Genomic DNA, 24,309 nt, shown 5'->3' with positions numbered 1-24,309 from the left:
CGGCATTTTTCGTTGCGTCAGCCTGGCTACAGGCTGGCGGTCACTGGGCGACGGCGTTTTTCGCCAGGATCGCGTTGGCCAGCTCCATGTCGGTGGCCTGCAGGCCCGGGTTGTCGGCACGGACTTTCTGCATCGCGGCTTCCAGGTACGGACCGCGGATGTTGCCTTCGCTGGCGACGAAGCTGCTGGCGTCGTCCTGGGCGGCGCCGATCAGCTTGTGATCCTTGGAAGTCAGGTAGGTGGACGCGGTGGTGGCGCCGGTGGAAAGGATGTTACGCCAGAAGCTGTCGGCCATTGCCGAACCTACAGGCAGGGAAAGCAGGGCCAGGGTGGCGACAGCTGTTTTGAGACGCATGGTGGGTGACTCCAACTAGGGGGGAAAACTGAGCCCTTTGATAGGCGTTGGCCCGATTGAGTTCCCTGCTGCTCCAACAAGCTTTCGCCTGTGTGGACGGGGGCTGAGCGGTACTTCGGCGTTGAGTCGGCGCACTGGAACGCAGCAGTCGCATTTGTCACCATGGGCGACTTTCTCGACTGCACGGATGCTTGCCTTGATTTTTGGCGCGATGATGTATGGAACCCTGCTGAACCTAGTGTTGCTGTCCTTTATCGGACTTCCCTTGCTGTTGATTGCCTTGCTTATTCCGGCCTGCCGACACCGGATGCGTCGTCAGCCCCTGCACTTCGGTGTGCTTGCAGGGGTATGCGTAATTATCGTGGTTTGCGTACTGTGGAAAATCCACCGGGACAATCAACTGAATGAGGCGCACCACCCGCAACTTGAGCAGGACGTACAGCTTGATGGCCTGCAATTGCCCGCAGGTGCCAAGCTGAATCTGGGAACGCTTGAACCTCTGGATGCGCAAGGCCGGCCGCAACCCTATGGACTGCGCAGCCTTGTTTACGCCGAGTTCGCTGCACCACACAGGATCAACGGCGTAGAGGTTACAGAGTTGCAGATGTACGGCAGCGGCCCTCTCTCAAAGATGCTGCTGAGCCGTGACCAGGTCGTTGCGGGCTGGCCCTGCGCCGGTGGCACCTGGGTAACGCTGGACATTGCCGACGCGGACCGCTTGCAGCCCAGCCGCTGGCGCTTCTCTGACTGCACCCTGGTGACCGGAGCCGATGTGGCCGGGGTGAAGTGGCCGGACTCCAGCGAGGTCAGGCAGTACGACGGCAGGTTCAGCATCGACACCATCGGTCTGGCTTCACCGGCGGTGGTTATCCAGGGGATAGCGCTGTCGGACCTGAGCCTGGACCTCGACGAGCAGCGGCAACCTGGACGTTGGCGTGGGCAACTGGCGCAAGACCTGATCCTGGGCGATTGGCACTACCCCCGCGGCATGAGGGTTCGCCAGGACACACCGGGGACCCTGATGTTCAGCCCGAGCAAGTCGGACTGCGCGCAGAACCTGCGTACGGGGGAAACGCTCGACGCCGGGCGTTCGATACAGCAACGCCGTGATAACGGAGCGGTGCTGTGGATCAAGCCCAATGCCGGATTGGGTGTCGCCGACTGGTAGCGGGCCGCTGCGGGCTGTCATCGGCGGTATCTTTTCACGGGTGGCCCGGGCCCTTCTTACAACTGAAAACGCGTCACCGAGGTCTGCAGGGTGGCGACGGAGCGCTCCATGTGTTCGACCGTCGTCGCCAGTTCATGCATGGCCTGGCTGTTGCGTTGCGCAACCTGATTGATCATCTCCACTTGTTGCGCCACTTCGCTGCTGGCCTTGGACTGCTCGCCGATGGTGTGGGAAATCTCCTCGACCATTAGCGCCGAGCGTTGCGCGCCTTCGCGGATTTCGTTGATCGAGGTGCCGGCCTGCTGGGCCATGCTCACCCCGTCGTTCACCCGACTGACCCCGGTTTGCATGCTGCGCACCGCCTGGCTGGTGGTTTCGCGGATGCGCTCGATCATGCCGGTGATTTCCCGGGTCGATTGCGCCGTGCGCCCGGCCAGGCTGCGCACTTCGTCGGCGACCACGGCGAACCCGCGCCCGGCCTCGCCGGCGCGGGCTGCCTCGATCGCGGCGTTCAGGGCCAGCAGGTTGGTCTGCTCGGCGATGCTGTTGATCACCTGGATGATCGAGTGGATTTCCTCCGAGGATTGGCCAAGGGCGGTGATGCTTTGCGACGACTGATTGACCGCCTCGGCAATGTGGGCCATGCCATCGACCACCCCAAGGATGACCTGGCCGCCGCTGCCGGCGAGGGATTCCGACTGTGCCGAGATGTCCTGAGCGTTACGCGCATGCTCGGCTACCTGGGCGATATTGCTGATCATCTGCTCCATGGCCGCGGCCATGCTGTTCGCGCCCTGGGCTTGCTCGCTGGCCCCGCTGGCAATGCCCTGGGAGGTCTGGCTCAGGGTGTGGGAGGTGCCTTGCAGGCCTTCGCTTTCGCGGCGAATGGTGGTGATCATGTCCCGCAGGTTGTTCTGCATCTCGCCCAGGGCTTTTTGCAACTGCCCGGCCTCGTCGTCGCTGTCGACGCTGATCGGCAGGCTGAGGTTGCCCTGGGCGATGGCCCGGGCCGTGGCGACCGATTTTTCCAGGGGACGCAGTACCGAGTGCAATAACCGGCGAGTCAGCAGGCAGAGCGCCAATACGGCCAGCAGGCTGCCGCCAACCAGCCACCAGCCGGCATGGCGCACGGCTTTTTCGCTGGCTTCGCGAGCCTGCGCGGTACTGGTTTCGATCTTGCTGCTCAGGGCCTCGTTGCGGCTTTCCACCTCGCTGAAGCTCTTGGCGAACGCCGGCATTGCCGCGCGGGCGGCGACAGGGTCGCGCAGCGCCTGTTCGGCAATCTGTTGCGCGGCGCCAATGTAGTTTTCCAGCACCGGCTGCAGCTCGCCGATGGCCTGGCGAATGTCCGGCGCCAGGGGCAGCCCGGCATTTTCCGCGAGGGCCTTGCGGAACCATTCGCCATGTTCGCGCAGGTCGCTTCTGATCTGCTCGCCCTCGCTGGCCGCGCCGGGCGGGCTGGCGAAGGCGGCCAGCACATCGGCCCGCAGCGCGTCGTGCATCATGTCGGCTTCCAGGTGATTGCGCAGCGCGCTGGCATTGAGCTGGCTGTCCGCCAGCGCTTGCGCCAGTCGCACCTGGCCCCACCAGCCGATGCTGGAGACGAGTGCGATGGCCAGCACACTGACCGCTCCGGAGACGATCATTTTCTGACGGATGTTCATGCCCGTTCCCTGCTCGCTTGGACTTGTGGCTAAGCGTAGTCCAGAGGCACGGGAAATCGCTGGCGAGGGGCCTTATCGCTGTTCGCTTTGTGGGGTGACCCGCAATATTTCCTCGAGGGTGGTCAGCCCGGCCGCGACTTTCTGCGCCCCGGACAGGCGCAGGCTGCGCATGCCTTCCAAGAAGGCCTGGCGGCGTATGGCGAGCAGGTCGGCGTCGGCACTGATCAGGGCTTTGAGGCTGTCGCTCAACTGCATGATTTCATATACCCCGGCGCGGCCTCGGTAGCCGGTATCGCGGCATTCCAGGCAGCCGGTGGCGCCGTGGGCATGGCTGGGCAGCGGTGCCTGCCAGGGCCGGGTCAGGCTTTGCCAGTCGCCTTCGTCCAGGGTCAGCGGGGTCTTGCAGTGCGGGCACAGGGTTCGCACCAGGCGCTGGGCCATGACTCCCAGCAGCGTGGCCTTGATCAGGTAAGGCGCGACGCCCAGTTCCAGCAGGCGGCTGATGGCGCCGGGCGCGTCGTTGGTGTGCAGGGTCGACAGCACCAGGTGGCCGGTGAGCGCGGCCTGGATCGCCATCTCCGCGGTTTCCAGGTCGCGGATCTCGCCGATCATGATGATGTCCGGGTCCTGGCGCATCAGCGCGCGCACGCCGCTGGCGAAGGTCAGCTCGATGTTGTGCTGGACCTGCATCTGGTTGAACGCCGGCTCGACCATCTCGATCGGGTCCTCGATGGTGCAGAGGTTGACCTCCGGCGTCGCCAGTTTCTTCAGGGTGGTGTACAGGGTGGTGGTCTTGCCCGAACCGGTGGGGCCGGTGACCAGGATGATGCCGTTGGGCTGGCGGGTCATTTCCTGCCAGCGCCGCAGGTCGTCGCTGGAGAACCCCAACTGGTCGAAGTCCTTGAGCAGCACCTCGGGGTCGAAGATGCGCATGACCATCTTTTCGCCGAAGGCGGTGGGCAGGGTCGACAGGCGCAATTCCACTTCGCCGCCTTCCGGGGTCTTGGTCTTGACCCGGCCGTCCTGGGGTTTGCGTTTTTCCGCGACGTTCATCCGGCCCAGGCTTTTCAGGCGGCTGACCACGGCCATGGTGACCTGGGGCGGGAACTGATAGACGTTGTGCAGCACCCCGTCGATGCGAAAGCGCACGGTGCCTTGTTCGCGGCGCGGCTCGATGTGGATATCGCTGGCCCGTTGCTGGAACGCGTACTGGAATAGCCAGTCGACGATGTTGACGATGTGCGCGTCGTTGGCGTCGGGCTCCTGATCGCTGGCGCCGAGGTTGAGCAGTTGTTCGAAGTTGCCGGGGGCGTGGCTTTTCTGGTCGGCGCTGGCGCCGGTGACCGACTTGGCCAGGCGGAAGAACTCCACGGTCAGGCGCTGGATTTCCACCGGGTTGGCCACCACCCGCTTGATCGGCAGTTTCAACACGTGGGTCAGGTCGGCTTCCCAGGCGCTGACGTAAGGCTGGGCGCTGGCCACCGTGATGGCTTCGGCGTCGATCGACACCGCGAGGATCTTGTGGCGCTGGGCGAAGGCGTAGGACATCAGCGGCGTCACGGCGGCAACGTCGATTTTCAGCGGGTCGATGCGCAGGTACGGCTGGCCGGCCTGTTGCGCCAGCCACAGGGTCAGGCTTTCCAGGTCCAGGCGCCTGCTGGGCCGGCTGAGGTCGTCCAGGTGCTGGCTGGCGAGAAACTCCAGCGGATGCAGCTGGCTGTTGGCGGCATTACGACGGGTGGTCAGGGCGTGTTCGGCCGAGTCCTGGCTGATGAAACCCTGGGCGACCAGGTCGCGCAGCAGATCGTTGAGATCCAGCCAGTGGTCCTGGGTAACGAGAGGAACGGACATGCGGGCTCCTTGTGAACAATCCGGCAGCAGGCGGGTTAGATGCGCCTCTGACCACGCAATGCCAAGAATAGTCCCGGGATGGCGACCGCCAGTCGCCCAAGCGTTGCAGGGTTTTGCCTGGCGCCCTCAGCCGGCGGCCTGCAGCGGCTCGCGCTCGGCCAGTTGCAGCTGTACCGAACACACGCTGATCAGGTTGCGCAGTTTTTCCGCGATGACCTGGGCGCGGTGCCAGCTCAGGCCGTCGAGCAGCACTTCCATCAGCAGCGAACCGTCCTGCTGTTGCACCTGGACCTGCTGTGGCAGCAGGGACTGCAGGGCGAAATGATTGAGCACCCGGCACAGCACATCGGCTTCGGCGTCGGTGACCAGTTGGTAATGCACCCGGCAATGGGTGTTGGCGACATTCCACACATCGGCGCGGGAATTGACGGCTTCGAGAGAGGGCATGGGGTTCTCCAGATCAATGGAGAAATTTTTACATTCGGTTGCGGGTATTTCTTATCTAAGATGAACGTATTTTCCGGATTATCGAATTGGATGATTCGTCCTTAAAGATTATTGAGGGTTTTCTATGCATAGCGAGCTGGACGCTTACGACCGCCGCATTCTGGCGCTGCTGCAAGAGGACGCTTCGCTGTCCAGCGCGCAGATCGCCGAGCAGGTGGGGCTGTCGCAGTCACCGTGCTGGCGGCGGATCCAGCGGCTCAAGGAGGAGGGGGTGATCCGTGGCCAGGTGACCTTGCTCGACCGCAAGAAGATCGGCCTCAACACGCAGATCTTCGCCGAGGTCAAACTCAACGCCCACGGCCGTTCCAACTTCACCGAATTCACCGAGGCGATCCGCGGTTTTCCGGAGGTGCTGGAGTGTTATGTGCTGATGGGGGCGGTGGATTTCCTGTTGCGCATCGTCACGGCGGACATCGAGGCGTATGAGCGTTTCTTCTTCGAGAAACTGTCGATGGTGCCGGGGATCCAGGAAGTGAATTCGATCGTGGCGCTGTCGGAGATCAAGTCCACGACCAGCCTGCCCGTCCTGCGTTGATGCAGTTGGCGCTATCGCGAGCAAGCTCGCTCCTACAAGGGGTTACCGCCAACCTGTAGGAGCGAGCTTGCTCGCGATCAGGCCGTTACATGCGCAGCAAGGTCTTCCACGCGCGGTTCTGGAACACCGTGATCGCCTGTTGCTTGCGGGCATCCAGGGTTTCGTCGGTGATCGGCTCGTTGGCCAGTTGCGCCAGCTTGTTCAACTCGCCGTACAGGCGATCCAGCTCCGGGATTTCCAGCACGTTGCGCGCGTGATGCAACCAGGACTGGATGCGTTCGATACGCGGCAGTTGCTCGGCCAGGTCTTCCGGTTGCTGCTGGTAGCGTGGCAGTTGCAGGGCGTTGGCTTCGTCGGCCAGCAGGCGCGGCAACCAGCTGCCCAGTTGCGCCGCACCCTGACGGTTGCCACGGGTATTGCGCTCGGCGGTCCAGCTGCGGGCCAGCAACCAGCGCGAGGTGTTCAGCGAGAACAGGCCCCAGCGCACGTCCTGCAGCTCTTCGATGAACTGTTCGGGCGCGGCCTTGCGCACGTCTTCGTCGTCCAGGCCGGCTTGTACCAGCGGACGCCAGTCTTCCAGCAGGCCGTCCAGCGACGCGCGCAACTCGGCGGTCGCCTGGCGCGGCGCGGCCTGGCCCAGGCTGCTGACCAGAGCGCGCAGTTCCGCCAGGTTCTCGACCCAGTCCTGCAGCAGACGCCAGTGACCGTTGAAGCGATATTGCTCGGCCAGGCGCTGGCTGCTGCCCAGCAGGTGCCAGGTCAGCGCGGCGAAGGCGTCGTCCAGCGGCGTTTGCGCGCTCAGCTCCGGAGCGGGCAGGCTCAGGGAGTAGCTGTTGGCGTCGAACAGGCGGTAGCCGCGCTCGGCCTTGCTGATATCGCAGGGCATCAGTGGCAGGGTGGCGGCCAGTTCGGCGGCCAGTTCCAGCAGGGCGGCCGGTTCGCCTTCACGCAGTTCCAGTTCCAGCTCGCAGATCTCTTCTTTCTGCTTGCCGGCGATCACGTGGCCCAGGTCCAGGGCGGCTTCGATCACCACCTTGGCCTTGCCGCGGCCCCAGGCGATTTCCGCGCGCTCGCGGACGAAGTCGGTGGTGAAGATCGGCTTGAGGGTTTTCTTGTCCAGCTCGGTCAGTTGCTCGGGCCAGCATTCGCCGTCGAGTTTCTTAAGGTCGAGCTTGGCTTTGGCCAGGTGCCAGTCGTACTCGTTGCGTTCCGACAGGCCGGCGACGCTCTGGCCGCGGGTCTTGAGGGTCTGGATCACTTCTTCGCCGTCGCGGCGCAGGCGCAGGGCGACCTTGGCGCGGGCCAGGTCGCGCTCGGGCGTGTCGAAGTACTGGTTCATCAGTTCGCGGTGTTCCCAGCCACTTTTGTTGCGTTTTTTCAGGAGCGGGTGCTCACGCAGGGCGGCGAGGGTTTCGCGGCTGACGCGGAGTTTGATTTCGGTTTCTTTCTGCATGGCCGGAAAATCCAGGATCGGGAGCGCAGCCGGGGGAAATGTGTGGCTGCCAAGGCCGTGCAGTGTACAGGACTCGCCGCGTCGAGGTGCCGTGGCGGTTTATTCCTGTCGCAGGATGGCTCTATGATGGACTTCATCTTGGAGCCCGGGAGCCAGCGCATGCCATTGCCGTCCATGAAAGAGCAGTTCGCTGCGCTGATTGCCACACCTTCGGTCAGCTGTACCCAGCCGGCGCTGGATCAGTCCAATCGTGCGGTCATAGACCTGTTGGCGAGCTGGCTCGGCGACCTGGGTTTTGCCTGCGACATCCAGCAGGTCAGCCCCGGCAAGTTCAATCTGCTCGCCAGTTTCGGCAGCGGCCCCGGCGGCCTGGTGCTGGCCGGACACAGCGACACCGTGCCCTACGACGGCGCGTTGTGGCAGACCGACCCGCTGAAGCTCACCGAGGTCGACGGACGCTGGGTCGGCCTCGGCAGCTGCGACATGAAAGGCTTTTTCGCCCTGGTCATCGAGGCGGTCCGGCCGCTGCTGGACCAGCCTTTCAAGCAGCCATTGCTGATCCTCGCCACCTGTGACGAGGAAAGCTCCATGGCCGGCGCCCGGGCCCTGGCCGAAGCCGGCCGGCCACTGGGGCGCGCCGCGGTGATCGGCGAGCCGACCGGGCTGCGGCCGATCCGCATGCACAAAGGCGTGATGATGGAGCGCATCGATATTCTCGGGCGCAGCGGCCATTCCTCCGACCCGAGCCTGGGCCATAGCGCCCTGGAAGCCATGCACGATGCCATCGGCGAACTGCGCGGCCTGCGCCTGGCGTGGCAGCGCGAATTTCGTAACCCGCAGTTCAGCGTGCCGCAGCCGACCCTGAACCTTGGGTGTATCCACGGTGGCGACAACCCGAACCGGATCTGCGGTCAGTGCTCGCTGGAGTTCGACCTGCGGCCGTTGCCGGGCATGGACCCGCAGGCGCTGCGCGCGGCCATTCGGCAGAAGCTGGTGCCCGTGGCCGAGCGGCATCAGGTGAAGATCGACTATGCGCCGCTGTTCCCCGAAGCGCCGGCCTTCGAGCAGGCCGAAGACTGCGAACTGGTGCGGGTGGCCGAACGCCTGACCGGCCATCGCGCCGAAGCAGTGGCGTTCGGCACCGAAGCGCCTTATCTTCAGCGCCTTGGCTGCGAGACAGTGGTGCTGGGCCCGGGCGACATCGCCTGTGCTCACCAGCCGGGGGAATACCTCGAAATGTCACGCTTGCAGCCTACCGTGCATCTACTACGTGAACTGATTAACCATTACTGCCTGACGCCGGCCTGATTTCTACTAAATCACCGACGGCCAAGCCCGTACCTCAAGGAGAGCGAGCGTGTCGCCAAGCCTGTTCCGACGATAACCACCAGCCCGCTGTGCGTTTTCCCGTTTCGTCCTTTTATAGGCTGCTTCTTATTTACAGGCTCAGGTTATGCCCGATTACGTCAATTGGCTTCGTCACGCTTCTCCTTATATCAATGCCCACCGCGACTGCACCTTCGTGGTCATGCTGCCCGGCGACGGCGTAGAACATCCGAACTTCGGCAACATCGTCCACGACCTGGTGCTGCTGCACAGCATGGGTGTGCGCCTGGTGCTGGTGCATGGCTCGCGTCCACAGATCGAAACCCGCCTGGCCGCGCGCGGCCTGACCCCGCATTACCACCACGGCATGCGCATCACCGATGCGGCGACCCTGGAATGCGTGATCGACGCCGTCGGCCAGTTGCGCATCGCCATCGAAGCGCGGCTGTCCATGGACATGGCGTCCTCGCCGATGCAGGGTTCGCGGCTGCGGGTTGCCAGCGGCAACCTGGTGACCGCCCGGCCGATCGGCGTGCTCGAAGGTGTCGACTATCACCACACCGGCGAAGTGCGCCGGGTCGATCGCAAGGGCATCAACCGCCTGCTGGACGAGCGCTCGATCGTACTGCTGTCGCCCTTGGGCTACTCGCCGACCGGGGAAATCTTCAACCTCGCCTGCGAAGACGTCGCCACCCGCGCGGCCATCGACCTGGCTGCCGACAAACTGCTGCTGTTCGGCGCCGAGCGTGGCCTGCTGGATGAAAGCGGCAACCTGGTGCGCGAACTGCGTCCGCAGCAGGTGCCGGCGCATTTGCAGCGTCTGGGCGGCAACTATCAGGCGGAACTGCTGGATGCCGCGGCCGAAGCCTGTCGGGGCGGAGTAGGGCGCAGCCATATCGTCAGCTACGCCGAAGACGGCGCGCTGCTGACCGAGCTGTTCACCCGTGACGGTGGCGGTACGCTGGTGGCCCAGGAGCAGTTTGAACTGGTCCGCGAGGCGGCCATCGAGGACGTCGGCGGCCTGCTGGATCTGATCAGCCCGCTGGAAGAGCAGGGGATTCTGGTGCGGCGTTCCCGCGAGGTGCTGGAGCGTGAGATCGAGCAGTTCAGCGTGGTTGAGCGCGAGGGGATGATCATCGCCTGTGCCGCGCTCTACCAGATCGCCGACTCCGACGCCGGGGAGCTGGCCTGCCTGGCGGTGAACCCGGAATACCGCCACGGCGGTCGCGGCGACGAACTGTTGGAAAGGATCGAAACCCGGGCCCGGGCCCAGGGCCTGAAAACCCTGTTTGTCCTCACCACCCGTACCGCCCACTGGTTCCGCGAACGCGGTTTCGCACCTAGCAGTGTCGAGCGCCTGCCTTCTGCGCGGGCCTCGCTGTACAACTACCAGCGCAACTCGAAGATCTTCGAAAAAGCCCTCTGAGCATCACTCCCTTCGGCAACCCGCTCTTGACAGGAGCGGGTTTTTGCTGCACTCGCTGCAAGCGATTTGTGTTTCAGAAAAATAAATTCGCGTGACACAAAAACTGTAACAAATTGACGCGACCATCGGCGCGAAGCCATTATTGCGTCGCCTTTTTGATACTGGTTGACGTATCTGGCTTATGTTTTAACTGATCGATCTAAAGATCAGCGGGGAAATACCATTCAGGAATCAGACGGTACGCCGATACCTTGTGCCACGGCTTAAGCAGGCATATCTACTGATATTCCAGAACGGTATGAAAAAGAATGAAATAATTCTTTTTGGGATTATGGAAAACTCATTACCCTGCAAGGAGCAAATCATCGCGATTAGACCTTGGTCGTAGACACAGTTGGTTACGATTGACTTATGAGTCACGGTCTGGCGCTAATCGCCCACCGATGGACCCGGGGCATCAGACCCTGGGCCTGAGTACACAAGAATTAGAAACGAGAGGAGCGAAACATGAACAAGTCCACCTTGGCCCTGGCTGTGGCCGTTGGGGTTCTGGCGCAGCAGGCAGGCGCCGCCGGTTTCATCGAAGACAGCAAGGCCACTCTGGGTCTGCGTAACTTCTATATCAATACTGATAACCGTGATGCCGATACCAAGGCGTCCGGCGCACAGAACAAGCAGGAAGAGTGGGGCCAAGGCTTTCAGCTCAACTTCATTTCCGGTTACACCGAAGGCACCGTTGGTTTCGGTCTCGACGCCATCGGCCTGCTGGGTATCAAGCTGGACTCGGGCGGCGGCACCAACGGCGCCTCTGCTACTTCTTACGGCGGCACCGTCTTCCCGAGCGAGTCCAACGGCAAAGCAGTCGATAACTACTCCAGCCTGGGCCTGACTGCCAAAGCCAAGATCTCTCAGACTGAGCTGAAGCTCGGTACCCTGCAGCCAAAACTGCCAGTCATCGTGACCAACGATGGCCGTATGCTGCCGCAAACCTTCCAGGGCGGTCAGATCACCTCGAACGACATCAAGGACCTGACACTGGTTGGCGGTCAGATCGAGCATGCCAAGGGTCGTAACTCCAGCAACAACGAAGAACTGTCGATTGCCGGCGCCAACGCGCACACCGCTGCTGGTCGCGACAGCAACAAGTTCATCTACGGTGGTGGTGACTACAAGATCACTAAAGATCTGACCGCTCAGTACTACTACGGCAACCTGAAAGACTTCTACAAGCAGCACTTCGTTGGCCTGCTGCACAACTGGGCTATCGGCCCGGGCGTATTGAAGTCTGACCTGCGCTACTTCAACAGCCGCGACGACGGTGCCAACGGCCATGACTCGGCCTACTACACCACCGGTGACTACGGTACCGGCATCACCAAGGGCAAGGTTGATAACAACCTGATCAGCGGCCTGTTCCTGTACTCGGTTGCCGGTCATACCTTCGGTGGTGGCTACCAGGTCAGTAACGGTGACAGCGATTTCCCTTGGCTGAACCAGGGTGACGGTTCGTCGGCTTACCTGACTACCGACATGCAGATCGCCAAGTTCGCCCGTGCTGGCGAACGTACCTGGCAAGCTCGCTACTCCTACGATTTCGCCAAGGTAGGCGTGCCCGGCTTGACCGCTGGTGTGATCTATCTGCGTGGCGATAACATCGACACTTCCGGCAAAGAGGGTTCCGTTACCCCTCAGCGGACTGTTTCGGCGACCAACGCCAGCGAGTGGGAACGCGACCTGACCGTGGCCTACGTGATTCCGGAAGGTCCACTGAAAAACCTCGGCCTGACCTGGAAAAACGCCATGTGGCGTAACGACATTCCGGGCCAGCGCTCGCAGGACGAAAACCGCTTGATCGTCAGCTACTCGATCCCGCTGTTGTAATCCGACGTTAAAACCTCGCCCGGCGCAATGCCGGGCGAGGTGTTGTCATCCAGGTCGGACCCACCCCCGTAGGTCCTCCCCGAAACCCCTCTTTACAGCTACTCAAGGCCTTCTCGAACCTTGTCGAGGATGGTGTGCCCTGGGCGTGCGCGAATCCAGTGAAGAGATTTTTAATATTCCTTTACAGTCTAAATAAATCGATATTTATTCTTTTTAAATATTCCCAGGCGCAGGCACAGTAGGGTTCATAACGCACTCACAGGAGCAGCAACATGAGCCTCAGACTTGGCGACATCGCCCCCGACTTCGAACAGGATTCCAGTGCCGGCAAGATTCGCTTCCATGAGTGGCTCGGCGACAGTTGGGGTGTGCTGTTTTCCCATCCGGCGGACTTCACCCCGGTGTGCACCACCGAACTGGGATTCACCGCCAAGCTCAAGGAGCAGTTCGCCCAGCGCGGCGTGAAAGCCATTGCCCTGTCGGTGGACCCGGTGGACTCGCACCACAAGTGGATCGAGGACATCAACGAAACCCAGAACACCCTCGTCAACTTCCCGATCCTGGCTGACGCCGACCGCAAGGTCTCGGACCTGTACGACCTGATCCACCCGAATGCCAACGACACCCTGACCGTGCGTTCGCTGTTCGTCATCGACCCGAACAAGAAGGTGCGCCTGACCATCACTTATCCGGCCAGCACCGGGCGCAACTTCCACGAGATCCTGCGGGTGATCGACTCGCTGCAACTCACCGACAACTACAAGGTGGCCACCCCGGCCAACTGGCAGGACGGTGATGAAGTGGTGATCGTGCCGTCGCTCAAGGACGAAGAGGAAATCAAGAAACGCTTCCCCAAAGGTTATCGCGCGGTCAAACCCTACCTGCGCCTGACTCCACAGCCGAATCGCTGACCCAAGACCGTAGGAGCGAGCGGGCGGCGATCCGACTTGCCCGCGAAAAGCGCGATTCGGCGCGCTGGGTCAGGGATGACGCTATCGCGGGCAAGCCTCGCTCCTACGGGGCCGTATTCACAAAGCAGGGGTTTTAAGGCCGTTTCGACGGCCTATTTTTTTGCCTGGAAAATGGCTTTTCTTATATTCATTTAAGGAATAAATAAATGAAAAAATAAGATTTATGGATATATAAATAGACTGTTAAGGTCTGCTCAGCTCAGCGAGATCGCAAACCGCGAATCGCCCATTACCGCTAAAGGAAACCTCTGCATGCTGGTCGTCTCACTCGGTGGCAGTCCCAGCCAACGCTCCCGCTCCGGGGTGCTGCTGGAACACGCCAAACGCTGGTTGCAGCAACAAGGTGTGGAAGTGGTCGACTATCAGGTGCGGGATTTCCCGGCCGAGGACCTGCTCCATGCGCGCTTCGACAGCCCGATGGTGATCGACCTGTTGCAACAGATCGAACAGGCCGACGGCCTGCTGATCGCCACCCCGGTCTACAAGGCATCGTTTTCCGGTGCGCTGAAAACCGTGCTCGACCTGCTGCCGGAGCGCGCCCTGAACCACAAGGTGGTGCTGCCGATGGCCACGGGCGGCAGCATCGCCCACATGCTGGCGGTGGACTACGCACTCAAGCCGGTGCTGTCGGCCCTGAAGGCCCAGGAGATGCTCCAGGGCATCTTCGCCGAAGACAGCCAGATCGCCTACGGCGAAGGCAGCGCCCAGGCGCAGCTGGCGCCGGCGCTGGAGCAGCGTCTGCGCGAAGCCTTGGAACAGTTCCACAGCGCCATGGCGCGGCGTCCCAAGCCGCTGGACCCGAATCTGTTGAATGACCGTTTGTTGAGTGCTCGCTGGAGCATTTGAGTCCTACCCGAATCTGAAGTACTGGCCTTACTTAGCCGCCAACGGCCTAGCAGGTGCAGCCAAAACCCAACAGCAAAAAGGAGAGCGCCATGCGCCCTGTGATTTTGCGTCGTGGTCTGGTCGCTCTGTTTGCTGCGGCTGTGTCCTTCGGCGCCATCGTTCAAGCCCAAGCGGCCGAAACCCTGCGTATCGGCTATCAGAAATACGGCACCCTGGTGCTGCTCAAGGCCAAGGGCTCGCTGGAGAAGCGCCTGGCGGAGCAGGGCGTGCAGGTGCAATGGACTGAGTTCCCCGGTGGCCCGCAGCTGCTGGAAGGGCTGAACGTCGGCTCCATCGACTTCGGCGTCACCGGCGAGACCCCGCCCGTATTCGCCCAGGCCGCCGGTGCCGACCTGTTGTACGTGGCCTACGAGCCACCGGCGCCAACCAGCGAAGCGATCCTGGTCCCCAAGGATTCGCCGATCAAGTCGGTGGCGGAGCTCAAGGGCAAGAAGGTGGTCCTCAACAAGGGCTCCAACGTGCACTACCTGCTGGTCCGCGCCCTCGAAGACGTCGGCCTCAAGTACAGCGACATCCAGACCGTATTCCTGCCGCCCGCCGATGCCCGCGCCGCCTTCGAGCGTGGCAGCGTCGATGCCTGGGTGATCTGGGACCCCTATCAGGCGGCGGCCGAGCAGCAGCTGCAAGCCCGCACCCTGCGTGACGGCAGCGGCATCGTCGACAACCACCAGTTCTACCTGGCGACCAAACCCTACGCGCAGCAGCACCCCGAAGTGATCAAGACCCTGGTGGAAGAAGTGCGCGCGGTGGGCGAATGGTCCAAGGCCAACCCGGACGAGGTGACCCAGCAGGTGGCGCCACTGCTCGGCCTGCCGGCGGACATCACCCTGACCTCGGTGAAACGCCAGGGCTATGGCGCGCACTTCCTGACCCCGGACGTGGTGGCGGCCCAGCAGAAAATCGCCGACAGCTTCCACCAGCTCAAGCTGATTCCCAAACCCCTGAGCATCAAAGACGTGATCTGGACGCCTCCAGCCGCCGTTGCCAAAGCGCCGTAACTCGATCCTATTAGGAGACAACTCCATGAGCCTCAATATTTTCTGGTTCCTGCCTACCCACGGCGACGGCCATTACCTTGGCACCGCCGAAGGCGCTCGCGCCGTCGACCACGGCTATCTGCAGCAGATCGCCCAGGCGGCCGACCGCCTCGGTTTCGGCGGCGTGCTGATTCCCACCGGACGTTCCTGCGAGGACTCCTGGCTGGTGGCGGCCTCGCTGATCCCGGTGACCCAGCGCCTGAAGTTCCTGGTCGCCCTGCGTCCCGGGATCATTTCCCCGACGGTGGCGGCACGCCAGGCGGCAACCCTGGATCGCCTGTCTGGCGGCCGGGCGCTGTTCAACCTGGTGACCGGCGGCGATCCGGACGAACTGGCCGGCGACGGCCTGTTCCTCAGCCATGAAGAGCGCTACCAGGCTTCGGTGGAGTTCACCCGCATCTGGCGCCGGGTGCTGGAAGGCGAAACCGTCGATTACGACGGCCAGCACATCAGCGTGAAGGGCGCCAAGCTGCTCTATCCGCCGATCCAGCAACCGCGTCCACCGCTGTACTTCGGCGGCTCTTCGGAAGCTGCGCAGGACCTGGCCGCCGAGCAGGTGGACATGGTCCTGACCTGGGGCGAACCACCGGCCGCGGTGGCCGAGAAGATCGAGCAGGTCCGGGCCAAGGCCGCCAAGCAGGGGCGCAGCGTGCGCTTCGGCATTCGCCTGCATGTGATCGTGCGTGAAACCAACGCCGAGGCCTGGCAGGCGGCCGAGCGCCTGATCTCCCATCTGGACGACGACACCATCGCCCGCGCCCAGGCGTCACTGGCGCGTTTCGACTCGGTCGGCCAGCAACGCATGGCGGCCCTGCACGGCGGGCGTCGCGACAAGCTGGAAGTCAGCCCCAACCTCTGGGTCGGCGTCGGCCTGGTACGGGGCGGCGCGGGCACCGCGCTGGTCGGCGATGGCCCGACCGTGGCGGCGCGGATGCAGGAGTACGCGGACCTCGGTATCGATACCTTTATCTTCTCCGGTTACCCCCACCTGGAAGAGTCGTACCGGGTGGCCGAGCTGCTGTTCCCGCACCTGGATATCGAACGTCCCGAGCTGCCCAAGGGCGCCGGTTACATCAGCCCGTTCGGCGAAATGGTCGCCAACGACATCATCCCCAAAGCTGCGTCCCAGAGCTGAGGCGCGGCCATGAACAGACAAACCTTGTTCCATCGCCTGGCACCCTGGGCCCTGCCGCTGCTGTTACTGGCGGTGTGGCAGTTGTCGGTCTCGGCCGGCTGGCTGTCGACGCGAATCCTGCCGGCACCCAGCGCGGTGATCGAAGCCGGGGTCGGCCTGGTGCGCAGCGGCGAAATCTGGACCCACCTGGCTATCAGCGGCTGGCGCGCGGCGATCGGTTTCCTGATCGGCGGCGGCATCGGCCTGGCCTTGGGCTTTATCACCGGCCTGTCGAAGTGGGGCGAGCGCCTGCTGGACAGCTCGGTGCAGATGATCCGCAACGTGCCGCACCTGGCGCTGATTCCCCTGGTGATCCTGTGGTTCGGCATCGATGAGTCGGCGAAGATTTTCCTGGTGGCCCTGGGCACCCTGTTCCCGATCTACCTGAACACCTACCACGGCATCCGCAACGTCGATCCGGCGCTGGTGGAAATGGCGCGCAGCTATGGCCTGTCCGGCTTCGCCCTGTTCCGTCAGGTGATCCTGCCGGGCGCCTTGCCTTCGATCCTGGTAGGCGTGCGGTTTGCCCTGGGCTTTATGTGGCTGACGCTGATCGTCGCGGAAACCATCTCCGCCAGCTCCGGCATCGGTTATCTGGCGATGAACGCCCGGGAGTTCCTGCAGACCGACGTGGTGGTGCTGGCCATCGTCCTGTATGCCGTGCTCGGCAAACTGGCGGACCTCGCCGCGCGCGGCCTGGAGCGTGCCTGGCTGCGTTGGCATCCGGCCTATCAAGTGGCCAGGGGAGGTGCGCAATGACGGCTCAACAACCTCCACGCCTGCTGCGCGGTATTCCGCTGGCGGTGCGCAAGCTGCAAAAGACCTTCGGTTCGCGCCAGGTGCTGCGCGAGATCGACCTGCATATTCCGGCCGGGCAATTCGTCGCGGTGGTCGGCCGTAGCGGTTGCGGCAAGAGCACCTTGCTGCGCTTGCTGGCCGGCCTCGACAAACCCACCGGCGGTGAACTGCTGGCCGGTGCCGCGCCGCTGAGCCAGGCCATCGAGGACACCCGCCTGATGTTCCAGGAGGCGCGCCTGCTGCCCTGGAAGAAGGTCATTGACAACGTCGGCCTGGGCCTCAAGGGCGATTGGCGCCCCCAGGCCCTGGAAGCCCTGGAGGCGGTGGGCCTGGCCGATCGCGCCAACGAGTGGCCGGCCGCCTTGTCCGGTGGCCAGAAGCAGCGGGTGGCCCTGGCCCGGGCGCTGATTCACCAGCCACGCCTGTTGCTACTGGACGAGCCTCTGGGCGCGCTGGATGCCCTGACCCGGATCGAGATGCAGCAACTGATCGAGCGCCTGTGGCAGCAGCATGGCTTCACTGTCCTGCTGGTGACCCACGATGTCAGCGAAGCGGTGGCGGTGGCCGACCGGGTGATCCTGATCGAAGAAGGCGAGGTCGGTCTCGACCTGCTGGTGGAGCTGCCGCGCCCACGGGTGCGCGGCTCCCATCGATTGGCGGCGCTGGAAGCCGAAGTACTCAACCGTGTGTTGTCACTGCCCGGGTCGCCGCCCGAGCCGGAACCCGTTTCACCCTTGCCCACGCAATTGCGTTGGGCTCAGTAACAACCTCACACCTTCTACCACGACAGGAATCAACATCATGACTATCAAGGCCATCAACGTTCGCAACCAGTTCAAAGGCACCATCAAGGAAATCGTCGAAGGCGACGTGCTCTCGGAAATCGACGTGCAGACCGCTTCCGGCATCGTCACGTCGGTGATTACCACCCGTTCGGTGCGGGAGCTGGAGCTGGCGATCGGCAGCGAAGTGATCGCGTTCGTGAAATCCACCGAGGTATCGATCGCCAAGTTGTGATCGGTGCGCGACAACCGGCCCCGGATGGCGTGAGCCCTTCGGGGCTTTTTTGTGGGCGCTGACGGCTACAGGGCAGGGCGCTTTGGCAGGTAAGGCGGCAGGTACAGCCCCAGGTAGGCATCGAACACCCGCATGCCTTCCTCGGCCATGCGCTCAGTGATCTGCCCATGCTGCTGGACCGAGCGCGCGTAGACGCGGTCGCCCAGCTCCATGGCCAGGGCGAACACATCGACGTCCGCGGGCAGTACCGGCAGCTGGAAGTGCTGGTCGAACAGCTTGTGCATCAGGTCGCCCAGTTCGATGTCGTGCTGGCGGTCGGCCTGGGTGACCTCGGTGAGGCCATGCTGGGCCAGGATCAACTGGCGGGCCGCGGCGTCGGCGCTGTAGATGGCGAGCATGCGCTGTTCGACCAGGCGCGACAGGTCGTGCCAGCTGCCGAGGGCGGTGTGGTCGATGGGCTCTTGCAGGCAGGCGCGGAACGCGGCGTGGACGTCGGCGGTCAGGGCTTCGAGCAGGGCGGGAACGCTGGCGAAGAAGTGGTAGACCGAGGAGGGTGGAATCTCCGCGCGCTCGGCCACGCTGTAGATCGACAGGCTGGCCACGCCCTCGGCGGCAAGCAGGGTGCGGGCGGCATCGAGTATCGAGTCGATCCGGGCCTGGCTGCGTGCGCGGGGTTTGCGGGGGGTGGCTACGCGTGTCATGGGAGTCTCCTGCGGGGCAGCGGGCATTGTACGAGGCGTGTCGGGTGTTGTCTGCCAGGACGCCTTCGCGGGCAAGCCTCGCTCCTACAAGGTGGAAATGGCATACGCTCCGATCCTGTAGGAGCGAGGCTTGCCCGCGATCCGCCGCAAGGCGGCCATAAAAAACGCCACGGGCCTTTGCGGCCGGTGGCGTTTTTTTGCTGCAGCCGCTTACACGGTGTGCAGGTACCAGTTGTACTCGAGGTCGGAGATTGAGTGCTCGAACTCCTCCAGCTCGCTTTCTTTACAGGCCACGAAGATATCGATGTATTTCGGATCGATGTACTTGGCCATGACTTCGCTGTCGTCCAGCTCGCGCAATGCATCGCGCAGGTTGTTCGGCAGGCTCTGCTCGTTCTGCTCGTAGGAGTTGCCTTCGGTTGGCGCGCCCGGTTCGACCTTGTTGACCAGACCGTGGTGCACGCCCGCCAGCACCGAAGCCATCAGCAGGTACGGGTTGGCATCGGCACCGGCGACACGGTGTTCGATGCGCACGGCATCGGAAGAACCGGTCGGTACTCGGATGGCCACGGTACGGTTGTCCAGGCCCCAGCTCGGCGAGTTCGGCACGTAGAACTGCGCGCCGAAACGGCGGTAGGAGTTGACGTTCGGGCAGAGGAAAGCCATCTGCGCCGGTAGGGTCTCGAGCACACCGCCGATCGCGTGACGCAGTGCGGCGTTCTGCTCGGGATCCTCGCTGGCAAAAATATTCTTGCCGTCCTTGTCCAGGACCGAAATGTGGACGTGCAGACCATTACCCGCCTGGCCTGGGTAAGGCTTGGCCATGAAGGTGGTGTCCATCTCATGGTCGTAGGCGATGTTCTTGATCAGACGCTTGAGCAGTACCGCATAGTCGCAAGCCTTGATCGGGTCGGCGACGTGGTGCAGGTTCACTTCGAACTGCGCCGGAGCACTTTCCTTGACGATGGCGTCGGCCGGGATGCCTTGTTCTTTCGCGCCTTCGAGAATGTCCTGCAGGCAGTCGACGTACTCGTCGAGGTCGTCGATCAGGTAGACCTGGGTCGAATGCGGGCGCTTGCCGGAGATTGGCGAGCGTGGCGGCTGTGGCCGGCCATTCACGTTCTCCTGGTCGATCAGGTAGAACTCCAGCTCGAAAGCCGCGCAGATGGTCAGGCCCAGCTCGTCGAACTTGGCAACGACTTGACGCAGCACTTCGCGCGGGTCGGCGAAGAAAGGGTCGCCTTCGAGTTCGTGCATGGTCATCAGCAGTTGCGCGGTGGGGCGCTTCTGCCAGGGTTCATTGCACAGGGTATCGGGGATTGGATAGCAGATTCGATCGGCGTCGCCGATGTCCAGGCCCAGGCCGGTGCTTTCCACCGTCGAGCCATTGATATCCAGAGCAAATAAAGAGGCCGGCAGGTTGATGCCTTTCTCGTAAACCTTGTGGAGGCTGGTGCGTTCGATGCGCTTGCCGCGCACCACACCATTCATATCCGCAATCAGAAGGTCAACGTACAGAACCTCAGGATGTTCCTTAAGGAACGCGTTCGCTTCGTTAAGCTGAACGGCACGCGGGGGTACCGACATGATGCAACACCTTTGTTGTTAAAAATATCAATCATTGATCTTTTCAGGTTTCAGTCAACCCGAACGGCATGCCGAAGTCAAGCGAGGCCTTTTTTGCCCTAAAAAAGCGCCTGCAGGGCATTTTTGGGGCGCTTTTCTGGCTTCGGAGGGCTTGGCCGCCGCAGCCTTGAGCGGGCCGTGTTGTATTTTTTACGGGGGTGTTGTGTAAAAAAATGAACAAGGCTAAGCTCGATTTAAACCCATAACAGCAATAATACCGGGGTGTTTCATGTCTCGCCTGCCGTTAATCGGCGTCACCGCCTGCTCCAGGCAGATCGGTCTGCATGCTTATCACATCAGTGGCGACAAGTACGTTCGCGCAGTGGCAATAGCAGCCAAGGGCGTGCCCATGATCCTCCCGTCCCTGGCCGATATTCTGAGCCCGTCCGATATTCTGGACGGTCTGGATGGCCTCCTCTTTACCGGTTCACCCTCCAATATCGAACCTTTTCACTATAGCGGTCCCGCCAGCGCGCCGGGAACCGCGCACGACCCTGCCCGTGATGCCAGCACCCTGCCGCTGATCCGCGCCGCGGTGGCGGCCGGGGTTCCGGTATTGGGGATCTGCCGCGGTTTTCAGGAAATGAACGTGGCCTTCGGCGGCAGCCTGCATCAGCGGGTCCACGAAGCCGGTCCGTTTATGGACCACCGTGAGGACGATAGCCAGCCGGTGGAAGTGCAATACGCTCCGGCCCATGCGCTGCATGTGCAGCCGGGCGGGGTGCTGGCCGGCCTCGGCCTGCCGGCGCAGATTGAAGTCAATTCGATTCATGGCCAAGGCGTTGAACGTCTGGCGCCGGGCCTGAAGATAGAGGCCCTGGCACCCGATGGGTTGATCGAAGCCTTCTCTGTCGAGGGGGCGCCGATAGAGGGAGGCAAGGCTTTTGCTTTGGGGGTGCAATGGCACCCCGAATGGCAGGTAAGCTCTAACCCTCACTACCTCGCCATCTTCCAGGCATTTGGCGATGCCTGTCGCAAGCGGGTCATTCAACGCGACGCCAATGCGTCACAAAAACCTGGCTTATAAGAGCCAGGAAACTCACGCCTAGAGGCATTTATGAGTAACAACCTCGACCAGCTCACCGATTGGTTGAAAGACCACAAGATCACAGAAGTCGAATGCATGATTGGCGACCTGACCGGGATTACCCGGGGCAAGATCTCGCCGACCAACAAGTTCATCGCCGAAAAAGGCATGCGCCTGCCCGAGAGCGTGCTGTTGCAGACGGTGACCGGCGACTATGTCGAAGACGACATCTATTACGAACTGCTGGACCCGGCCGACATCGACATGGTCTGCCGTCCGGACCAGAACGCGGTATTCCTCGTGCCCTGGGCCATCGAGCCGACCGCCCAGGTGATCCACGACACCTACGACAAGCAGGGCAACCCGATCGAGCTGTCGCCGCGCAACGTGCTCAAGAAGGTCCTGAAACTCTACGCCGACCACGGCTGGCAGCCGATCGTGGCGCCGGAGATGGAGTTCTACCTGACCAAGCGCAGCGACGACCCGGACTACCCGTTGCAGCCACCGGTTGGCCGCTCCGGGCGCCCGGAAACCGGTCGCCAGTCGTTCTCCATTGAAGCGGCCAACGAATTCGACCCGCTGTTCGAGGACGTCTACGACTGGTGCGAACTGCAGGAGCTGGACCTCGACACGCTGATCCACGAAGACGGCACGGCGCAGATGGAGATCAACTTCCGTCACGGCGACGCCCTGTCCCTGGCCGACCAGATCCTGGTGTTCAAGCGCACCATGCGCGAAGCCGCGCTCAAGCACGAGGTGGCCGCCACCTTCATGGCCAAGCCGATGACCGGCGAGCCGGGCAGTGCCATGCACCTGCACCAGAGCATCATCGACATCGAGACCGGCAAGAACGTCTTCTCCAATGAAGACGGGACCATGAGCCAGCTGTTCCTCAACCACATCGGCGGCCTGCAGAAGTTCATCCCCGAGCTGCTGCCGCTGTTCGCGCCCAACGTCAACTCGTTCCGCCGCTTCCTGCCGGACACCTCGGCACCGGTGAACGTGGAGTGGGGCGAAGAGAACCGCACCGTGGGCCTGCGCGTGCCGGATGCCGGGCCGCAGAACCGCCGGGTGGAAAACCGCCTGCCGGGCGCCGACGCCAACCCTTACCTGGCCATCGCCGCCAGCCTGCTGTGCGGGTTCATCGGCATGGTCGAAGGCCACAACCCGAGTGCGCCGGTGGTCGGCCGCGGTTACGAGCGCCGCAACCTGCGCCTGCCGTTGACCATCGAGGACGCCCTGGAGCGCATGGAAAACAGCAAGACCATCGAGAAGTACCTGGGCAAGAAATTCATCACTGGCTACGTCGCGGTCAAGCGGGCCGAGCATGAAAACTTCAAGCGCGTCATCAGTTCGTGGGAGCGGGAGTTCCTGCTCTTCGCCGTCTGATGCGCGGGGCGTCGTCGTCACCGGCGGCGCCCTCACCGGAAAATCAGGAGAGTTCCAATGACCAGCAACAACCCGCAAACCCGTGAGTGGCAAACCCTCAGCAGCGAGCACCACCTGGCCCCGTTCAGCGACTTCAAGCAATTGAAGGAGAAGGGCCCGCGGATCATCACCAACGCCGAGGGCGTTTATCTCTGGGACAGCGAGGGCAACAAGATCCTCGACGGCATGGCCGGGCTGTGGTGCGTGGCCATCGGTTATGGCCGCGAAGAACTGGCCGACGCCGCCAGCAAGCAGATGCGCGAGCTGCCGTACTACAACCTGTTCTTCCAGACCGCCCACCCGCCGGCGCTGGAACTGGCCAAGGCCATCTCCGATGTGGCCCCCAAGGGCATGAACCATGTGTTTTTCACCGGCTCGGGCTCCGAAGGCAACGACACCATGCTGCGCATGGTTCGCCACTACTGGGCGATTAAGGGCCAGCCGAAGAAGAAAACCATCATCAGCCGCGTCAACGGCTATCACGGCTCCACCGTGGCCGGCGCGAGCCTGGGCGGCATGACCTATATGCACGAACAGGGCGACTTGCCGATCCCGGGCATCGTGCATATCCCGCAGCCTTACTGGTTCGGCGAAGGCGGCGACATGACCCCGGACGAGTTCGGGATCTGGGCGGCCAACCAGCTGGAAGAGAAGATTCTCGAAGTCGGCGTCGATAACGTCGGTGCCTTCATCGCCGAGCCGATCCAGGGCGCGGGCGGCGTAATCGTGCCGCCAGAAAGCTACTGGCCGCGGATCAAGGAAATCCTCGCCAAGTACGACATCCTGTTCGTCGCCGACGAGGTGATCTGTGGGTTCGGGCGGACCGGTGAGTGGTTCGGTAGCGATTTCTACGACCTCAAGCCGGACATGATGACCATCGCCAAGGGCCTGACCTCCGGCTACATCCCCATGGGTGGCCTGATCGTGCGCGACGAAGTGGTGGCGGTGCTCAACGAGGGCGGCGATTTCAACCACGGTTTCACCTATTCCGGGCACCCGGTGGCCGCCGCCGTGGCCCTGGAAAACATCCGCATCATGCGCGACGAAAAAATTATCGAGCGCGTCAAGGCAGAAACGGCACCGTATTTGCAGAAACGCCTGCGGGAACTGAACGATCACCCGCTGGTGGGTGAGGTTCGCGGAGTCGGCCTGTTGGGCGCCATCGAGCTGGTTCAGGGCAAGGCCACCCGTGCGCGGTATGTCGGAAGAGGCGTCGGCATGATCTGTCGGCAGTTCTGCTTCGACAATGGCCTGATCATGCGCGCCGTGGGCGACACCATGATCATCGCTCCGCCCCTGGTGATCACCAAGGAGGAGATCGATGAGCTGGTGAGCAAGGCCCGCAAGTGCCTGGACCTGACCTTGAGTGCGTTACAGGGCTAAGTGCTAGGCTCTGAGCGGAGTATCCCGCGGTACTTCGCTCGGGGCGGCCATAAAGGATGGGGTCTTCTGTTGAAA

Annotated in this window: 22 protein-coding genes and 1 pseudogene; 15 read left to right on the top strand and 8 right to left on the bottom strand. The window is 62.7% G+C overall.

Annotated elements, in window-relative coordinates:
* Nucleotides 1–40: 40 nt before the first annotated feature.
* The gene (locus PMI20_RS01610; RefSeq protein ID WP_007928261.1) at nucleotides 41–355 is read right to left on the bottom strand and encodes a DUF2388 domain-containing protein; all 315 of its coding nucleotides are present in this window, start codon (nucleotides 353–355) and stop codon (nucleotides 41–43) included.
* A gap of 187 nt (nucleotides 356–542) precedes the next feature.
* Between PMI20_RS01610 and PMI20_RS01605 the strand changes: the two genes are divergently transcribed.
* Nucleotides 543–1,523 carry a hypothetical protein gene (locus PMI20_RS01605; RefSeq protein ID WP_007928264.1) on the top strand — a complete coding sequence of 327 codons (981 nt, stop codon included), beginning with the start codon at nucleotides 543–545 and terminating at the stop codon, nucleotides 1,521–1,523.
* A 56-nt stretch (nucleotides 1,524–1,579) separates the two neighbouring features.
* Here the strand turns inward: PMI20_RS01605 and PMI20_RS30855 are convergent, their stop codons facing one another.
* The 4 genes and pseudogenes from PMI20_RS30855 to PMI20_RS01590 form a co-directional block, all read right to left on the bottom strand.
* Complete coding sequence (locus PMI20_RS30855; RefSeq protein WP_370686844.1) at nucleotides 1,580–2,293, bottom strand: methyl-accepting chemotaxis protein; 714 nt, start codon at nucleotides 2,291–2,293, stop codon at nucleotides 1,580–1,582.
* Between the two features lie 141 nt (nucleotides 2,294–2,434).
* Nucleotides 2,435–2,761 (bottom strand): annotated as a pseudogene (locus tag PMI20_RS30850) (HAMP domain-containing protein); the annotation flags it as partial.
* Between the two features lie 498 nt (nucleotides 2,762–3,259).
* Nucleotides 3,260–5,038: a type IV pilus assembly ATPase TfpB gene (gene tfpB / locus PMI20_RS01595; protein ID WP_007928268.1), complete on the bottom strand. Its 1,779-nt coding sequence runs from the start codon at nucleotides 5,036–5,038 to the stop codon at nucleotides 3,260–3,262.
* Nucleotides 5,039–5,164: 126 nt separating this feature from the next.
* Entirely contained in the window at nucleotides 5,165–5,485 is a 321-nt protein-coding gene (locus tag PMI20_RS01590; protein ID WP_007928269.1) for an ACT-like domain-containing protein, read from the bottom strand.
* A gap of 124 nt (nucleotides 5,486–5,609) precedes the next feature.
* Here PMI20_RS01590 and PMI20_RS01585 point away from each other — a divergent pair, with 124 nt between their 5' ends.
* Nucleotides 5,610–6,080 carry an Lrp/AsnC family transcriptional regulator gene (locus PMI20_RS01585; RefSeq protein ID WP_007928270.1) on the top strand — a complete coding sequence of 157 codons (471 nt, stop codon included), beginning with the start codon at nucleotides 5,610–5,612 and terminating at the stop codon, nucleotides 6,078–6,080.
* Between the two features lie 85 nt (nucleotides 6,081–6,165).
* On the opposite strand, the gene PMI20_RS01580 is transcribed toward PMI20_RS01585, so the two are convergent.
* Nucleotides 6,166–7,533 carry a CYTH domain-containing protein gene (locus PMI20_RS01580; protein WP_007928271.1) on the bottom strand — a complete coding sequence of 456 codons (1,368 nt, stop codon included), beginning with the start codon at nucleotides 7,531–7,533 and terminating at the stop codon, nucleotides 6,166–6,168.
* Nucleotides 7,534–7,692: 159 nt separating this feature from the next.
* Here PMI20_RS01580 and argE point away from each other — a divergent pair, with 159 nt between their 5' ends.
* From argE to PMI20_RS01530, 10 genes are all read left to right on the top strand, one after another.
* Nucleotides 7,693–8,841 carry an acetylornithine deacetylase gene (gene argE / locus PMI20_RS01575; RefSeq protein ID WP_037035237.1) on the top strand — a complete coding sequence of 383 codons (1,149 nt, stop codon included), beginning with the start codon at nucleotides 7,693–7,695 and terminating at the stop codon, nucleotides 8,839–8,841.
* Nucleotides 8,842–8,986: 145 nt separating this feature from the next.
* A complete protein-coding gene (argA, locus tag PMI20_RS01570) occupies nucleotides 8,987–10,285 on the top strand; it encodes an amino-acid N-acetyltransferase (RefSeq protein WP_007928273.1) in 1,299 nt (432 codons plus the stop codon).
* Nucleotides 10,286–10,792: 507 nt separating this feature from the next.
* Nucleotides 10,793–12,166: an OprD family porin gene (locus PMI20_RS01565; RefSeq protein ID WP_007928274.1), complete on the top strand. Its 1,374-nt coding sequence runs from the start codon at nucleotides 10,793–10,795 to the stop codon at nucleotides 12,164–12,166.
* A 272-nt stretch (nucleotides 12,167–12,438) separates the two neighbouring features.
* Complete coding sequence (locus PMI20_RS01560) at nucleotides 12,439–13,077, top strand: peroxiredoxin (RefSeq protein WP_007928285.1); 639 nt, start codon at nucleotides 12,439–12,441, stop codon at nucleotides 13,075–13,077.
* 312 nt (nucleotides 13,078–13,389) lie between these two features.
* The gene (ssuE, locus tag PMI20_RS01555; RefSeq protein ID WP_007928287.1) at nucleotides 13,390–13,983 is read left to right on the top strand and encodes an NADPH-dependent FMN reductase; all 594 of its coding nucleotides are present in this window, start codon (nucleotides 13,390–13,392) and stop codon (nucleotides 13,981–13,983) included.
* 89 nt (nucleotides 13,984–14,072) lie between these two features.
* Nucleotides 14,073–15,041 (top strand): sulfonate ABC transporter substrate-binding protein, encoded by a 969-nt coding sequence (locus PMI20_RS01550; protein WP_007928294.1) that lies wholly within the window; start codon nucleotides 14,073–14,075, stop codon nucleotides 15,039–15,041.
* 25 nt (nucleotides 15,042–15,066) lie between these two features.
* Nucleotides 15,067–16,215 (top strand): FMNH2-dependent alkanesulfonate monooxygenase, encoded by a 1,149-nt coding sequence (gene ssuD / locus PMI20_RS01545; RefSeq protein ID WP_007928296.1) that lies wholly within the window; start codon nucleotides 15,067–15,069, stop codon nucleotides 16,213–16,215.
* Nucleotides 16,216–16,224: 9 nt separating this feature from the next.
* Nucleotides 16,225–17,013: an aliphatic sulfonate ABC transporter permease SsuC gene (gene ssuC, locus PMI20_RS01540; RefSeq protein ID WP_007928299.1), complete on the top strand. Its 789-nt coding sequence runs from the start codon at nucleotides 16,225–16,227 to the stop codon at nucleotides 17,011–17,013.
* Nucleotides 17,010–17,816: an aliphatic sulfonates ABC transporter ATP-binding protein gene (gene ssuB / locus PMI20_RS01535; RefSeq protein WP_007928301.1), complete on the top strand. Its 807-nt coding sequence runs from the start codon at nucleotides 17,010–17,012 to the stop codon at nucleotides 17,814–17,816. The genes ssuC and ssuB overlap by 4 nt, the downstream gene beginning before the upstream one ends.
* A 37-nt stretch (nucleotides 17,817–17,853) precedes the next feature.
* On the top strand, nucleotides 17,854–18,069 hold the full coding sequence (locus PMI20_RS01530) for a TOBE domain-containing protein (RefSeq protein WP_007928303.1): 216 nt from the start codon (nucleotides 17,854–17,856) through the stop codon (nucleotides 18,067–18,069).
* Nucleotides 18,070–18,134: 65 nt separating this feature from the next.
* Here PMI20_RS01530 and PMI20_RS01525 read toward each other — a convergent pair whose 3' ends face one another.
* Nucleotides 18,135–18,770: a TetR/AcrR family transcriptional regulator gene (locus PMI20_RS01525; protein ID WP_007928305.1), complete on the bottom strand. Its 636-nt coding sequence runs from the start codon at nucleotides 18,768–18,770 to the stop codon at nucleotides 18,135–18,137.
* Between the two features lie 210 nt (nucleotides 18,771–18,980).
* On the bottom strand, nucleotides 18,981–20,357 hold the full coding sequence (locus PMI20_RS01520; RefSeq protein WP_007928314.1) for a glutamine synthetase family protein: 1,377 nt from the start codon (nucleotides 20,355–20,357) through the stop codon (nucleotides 18,981–18,983).
* Between the two features lie 268 nt (nucleotides 20,358–20,625).
* Here PMI20_RS01520 and PMI20_RS01515 point away from each other — a divergent pair, with 268 nt between their 5' ends.
* The 3 genes from PMI20_RS01515 to PMI20_RS01505 are packed head-to-tail and all read left to right on the top strand — an operon-like array spanning nucleotide 20,626 to nucleotide 24,234.
* Nucleotides 20,626–21,423 carry a gamma-glutamyl-gamma-aminobutyrate hydrolase family protein gene (locus PMI20_RS01515; RefSeq protein ID WP_007928316.1) on the top strand — a complete coding sequence of 266 codons (798 nt, stop codon included), beginning with the start codon at nucleotides 20,626–20,628 and terminating at the stop codon, nucleotides 21,421–21,423.
* Nucleotides 21,424–21,453: 30 nt separating this feature from the next.
* Nucleotides 21,454–22,812, top strand: coding sequence for a glutamine synthetase family protein (locus tag PMI20_RS01510; protein WP_007928318.1), 1,359 nt, complete (start codon nucleotides 21,454–21,456; stop codon nucleotides 22,810–22,812).
* Between the two features lie 57 nt (nucleotides 22,813–22,869).
* Nucleotides 22,870–24,234, top strand: coding sequence for an aspartate aminotransferase family protein (locus tag PMI20_RS01505; RefSeq protein ID WP_007928319.1), 1,365 nt, complete (start codon nucleotides 22,870–22,872; stop codon nucleotides 24,232–24,234).
* The last annotated feature ends 75 nt before the right edge of the window (nucleotides 24,235–24,309 follow it).

The organism is Pseudomonas sp. GM17 (assembly GCF_000282175.2).
GTDB classification, from domain to species: Bacteria; Pseudomonadota; Gammaproteobacteria; order Pseudomonadales; family Pseudomonadaceae; genus Aquipseudomonas; species Aquipseudomonas chlororaphis.
The sequence above is the reverse complement of the archived record's forward strand: the minus strand, read 5'-3'. Positions and strand labels throughout refer to the sequence as shown.

Coding starts and splice junctions, on each gene's coding strand:
- PMI20_RS01610 (WP_007928261.1), bottom strand. CDS start 355: ATGCGTCTCAAAACAGCTGTCGCCACCCTGGCCCTGCTTTCCCTGCCT.
- PMI20_RS01605 (WP_007928264.1), top strand. CDS start 543: ATGCTTGCCTTGATTTTTGGCGCGATGATGTATGGAACCCTGCTGAAC.
- PMI20_RS30855 (WP_370686844.1), bottom strand. CDS start 2,293: ATGGAGCAGATGATCAGCAATATCGCCCAGGTAGCCGAGCATGCGCGT.
- tfpB (WP_007928268.1), bottom strand. CDS start 5,038: ATGTCCGTTCCTCTCGTTACCCAGGACCACTGGCTGGATCTCAACGAT.
- PMI20_RS01590 (WP_007928269.1), bottom strand. CDS start 5,485: ATGCCCTCTCTCGAAGCCGTCAATTCCCGCGCCGATGTGTGGAATGTC.
- PMI20_RS01585 (WP_007928270.1), top strand. CDS start 5,610: ATGCATAGCGAGCTGGACGCTTACGACCGCCGCATTCTGGCGCTGCTG.
- PMI20_RS01580 (WP_007928271.1), bottom strand. CDS start 7,533: ATGCAGAAAGAAACCGAAATCAAACTCCGCGTCAGCCGCGAAACCCTC.
- argE (WP_037035237.1), top strand. CDS start 7,693: ATGCCATTGCCGTCCATGAAAGAGCAGTTCGCTGCGCTGATTGCCACA.
- argA (WP_007928273.1), top strand. CDS start 8,987: ATGCCCGATTACGTCAATTGGCTTCGTCACGCTTCTCCTTATATCAAT.
- PMI20_RS01565 (WP_007928274.1), top strand. CDS start 10,793: ATGAACAAGTCCACCTTGGCCCTGGCTGTGGCCGTTGGGGTTCTGGCG.
- PMI20_RS01560 (WP_007928285.1), top strand. CDS start 12,439: ATGAGCCTCAGACTTGGCGACATCGCCCCCGACTTCGAACAGGATTCC.
- ssuE (WP_007928287.1), top strand. CDS start 13,390: ATGCTGGTCGTCTCACTCGGTGGCAGTCCCAGCCAACGCTCCCGCTCC.
- PMI20_RS01550 (WP_007928294.1), top strand. CDS start 14,073: ATGCGCCCTGTGATTTTGCGTCGTGGTCTGGTCGCTCTGTTTGCTGCG.
- ssuD (WP_007928296.1), top strand. CDS start 15,067: ATGAGCCTCAATATTTTCTGGTTCCTGCCTACCCACGGCGACGGCCAT.
- ssuC (WP_007928299.1), top strand. CDS start 16,225: ATGAACAGACAAACCTTGTTCCATCGCCTGGCACCCTGGGCCCTGCCG.
- ssuB (WP_007928301.1), top strand. CDS start 17,010: ATGACGGCTCAACAACCTCCACGCCTGCTGCGCGGTATTCCGCTGGCG.
- PMI20_RS01530 (WP_007928303.1), top strand. CDS start 17,854: ATGACTATCAAGGCCATCAACGTTCGCAACCAGTTCAAAGGCACCATC.
- PMI20_RS01525 (WP_007928305.1), bottom strand. CDS start 18,770: ATGACACGCGTAGCCACCCCCCGCAAACCCCGCGCACGCAGCCAGGCC.
- PMI20_RS01520 (WP_007928314.1), bottom strand. CDS start 20,357: ATGTCGGTACCCCCGCGTGCCGTTCAGCTTAACGAAGCGAACGCGTTC.
- PMI20_RS01515 (WP_007928316.1), top strand. CDS start 20,626: ATGTCTCGCCTGCCGTTAATCGGCGTCACCGCCTGCTCCAGGCAGATC.
- PMI20_RS01510 (WP_007928318.1), top strand. CDS start 21,454: ATGAGTAACAACCTCGACCAGCTCACCGATTGGTTGAAAGACCACAAG.
- PMI20_RS01505 (WP_007928319.1), top strand. CDS start 22,870: ATGACCAGCAACAACCCGCAAACCCGTGAGTGGCAAACCCTCAGCAGC.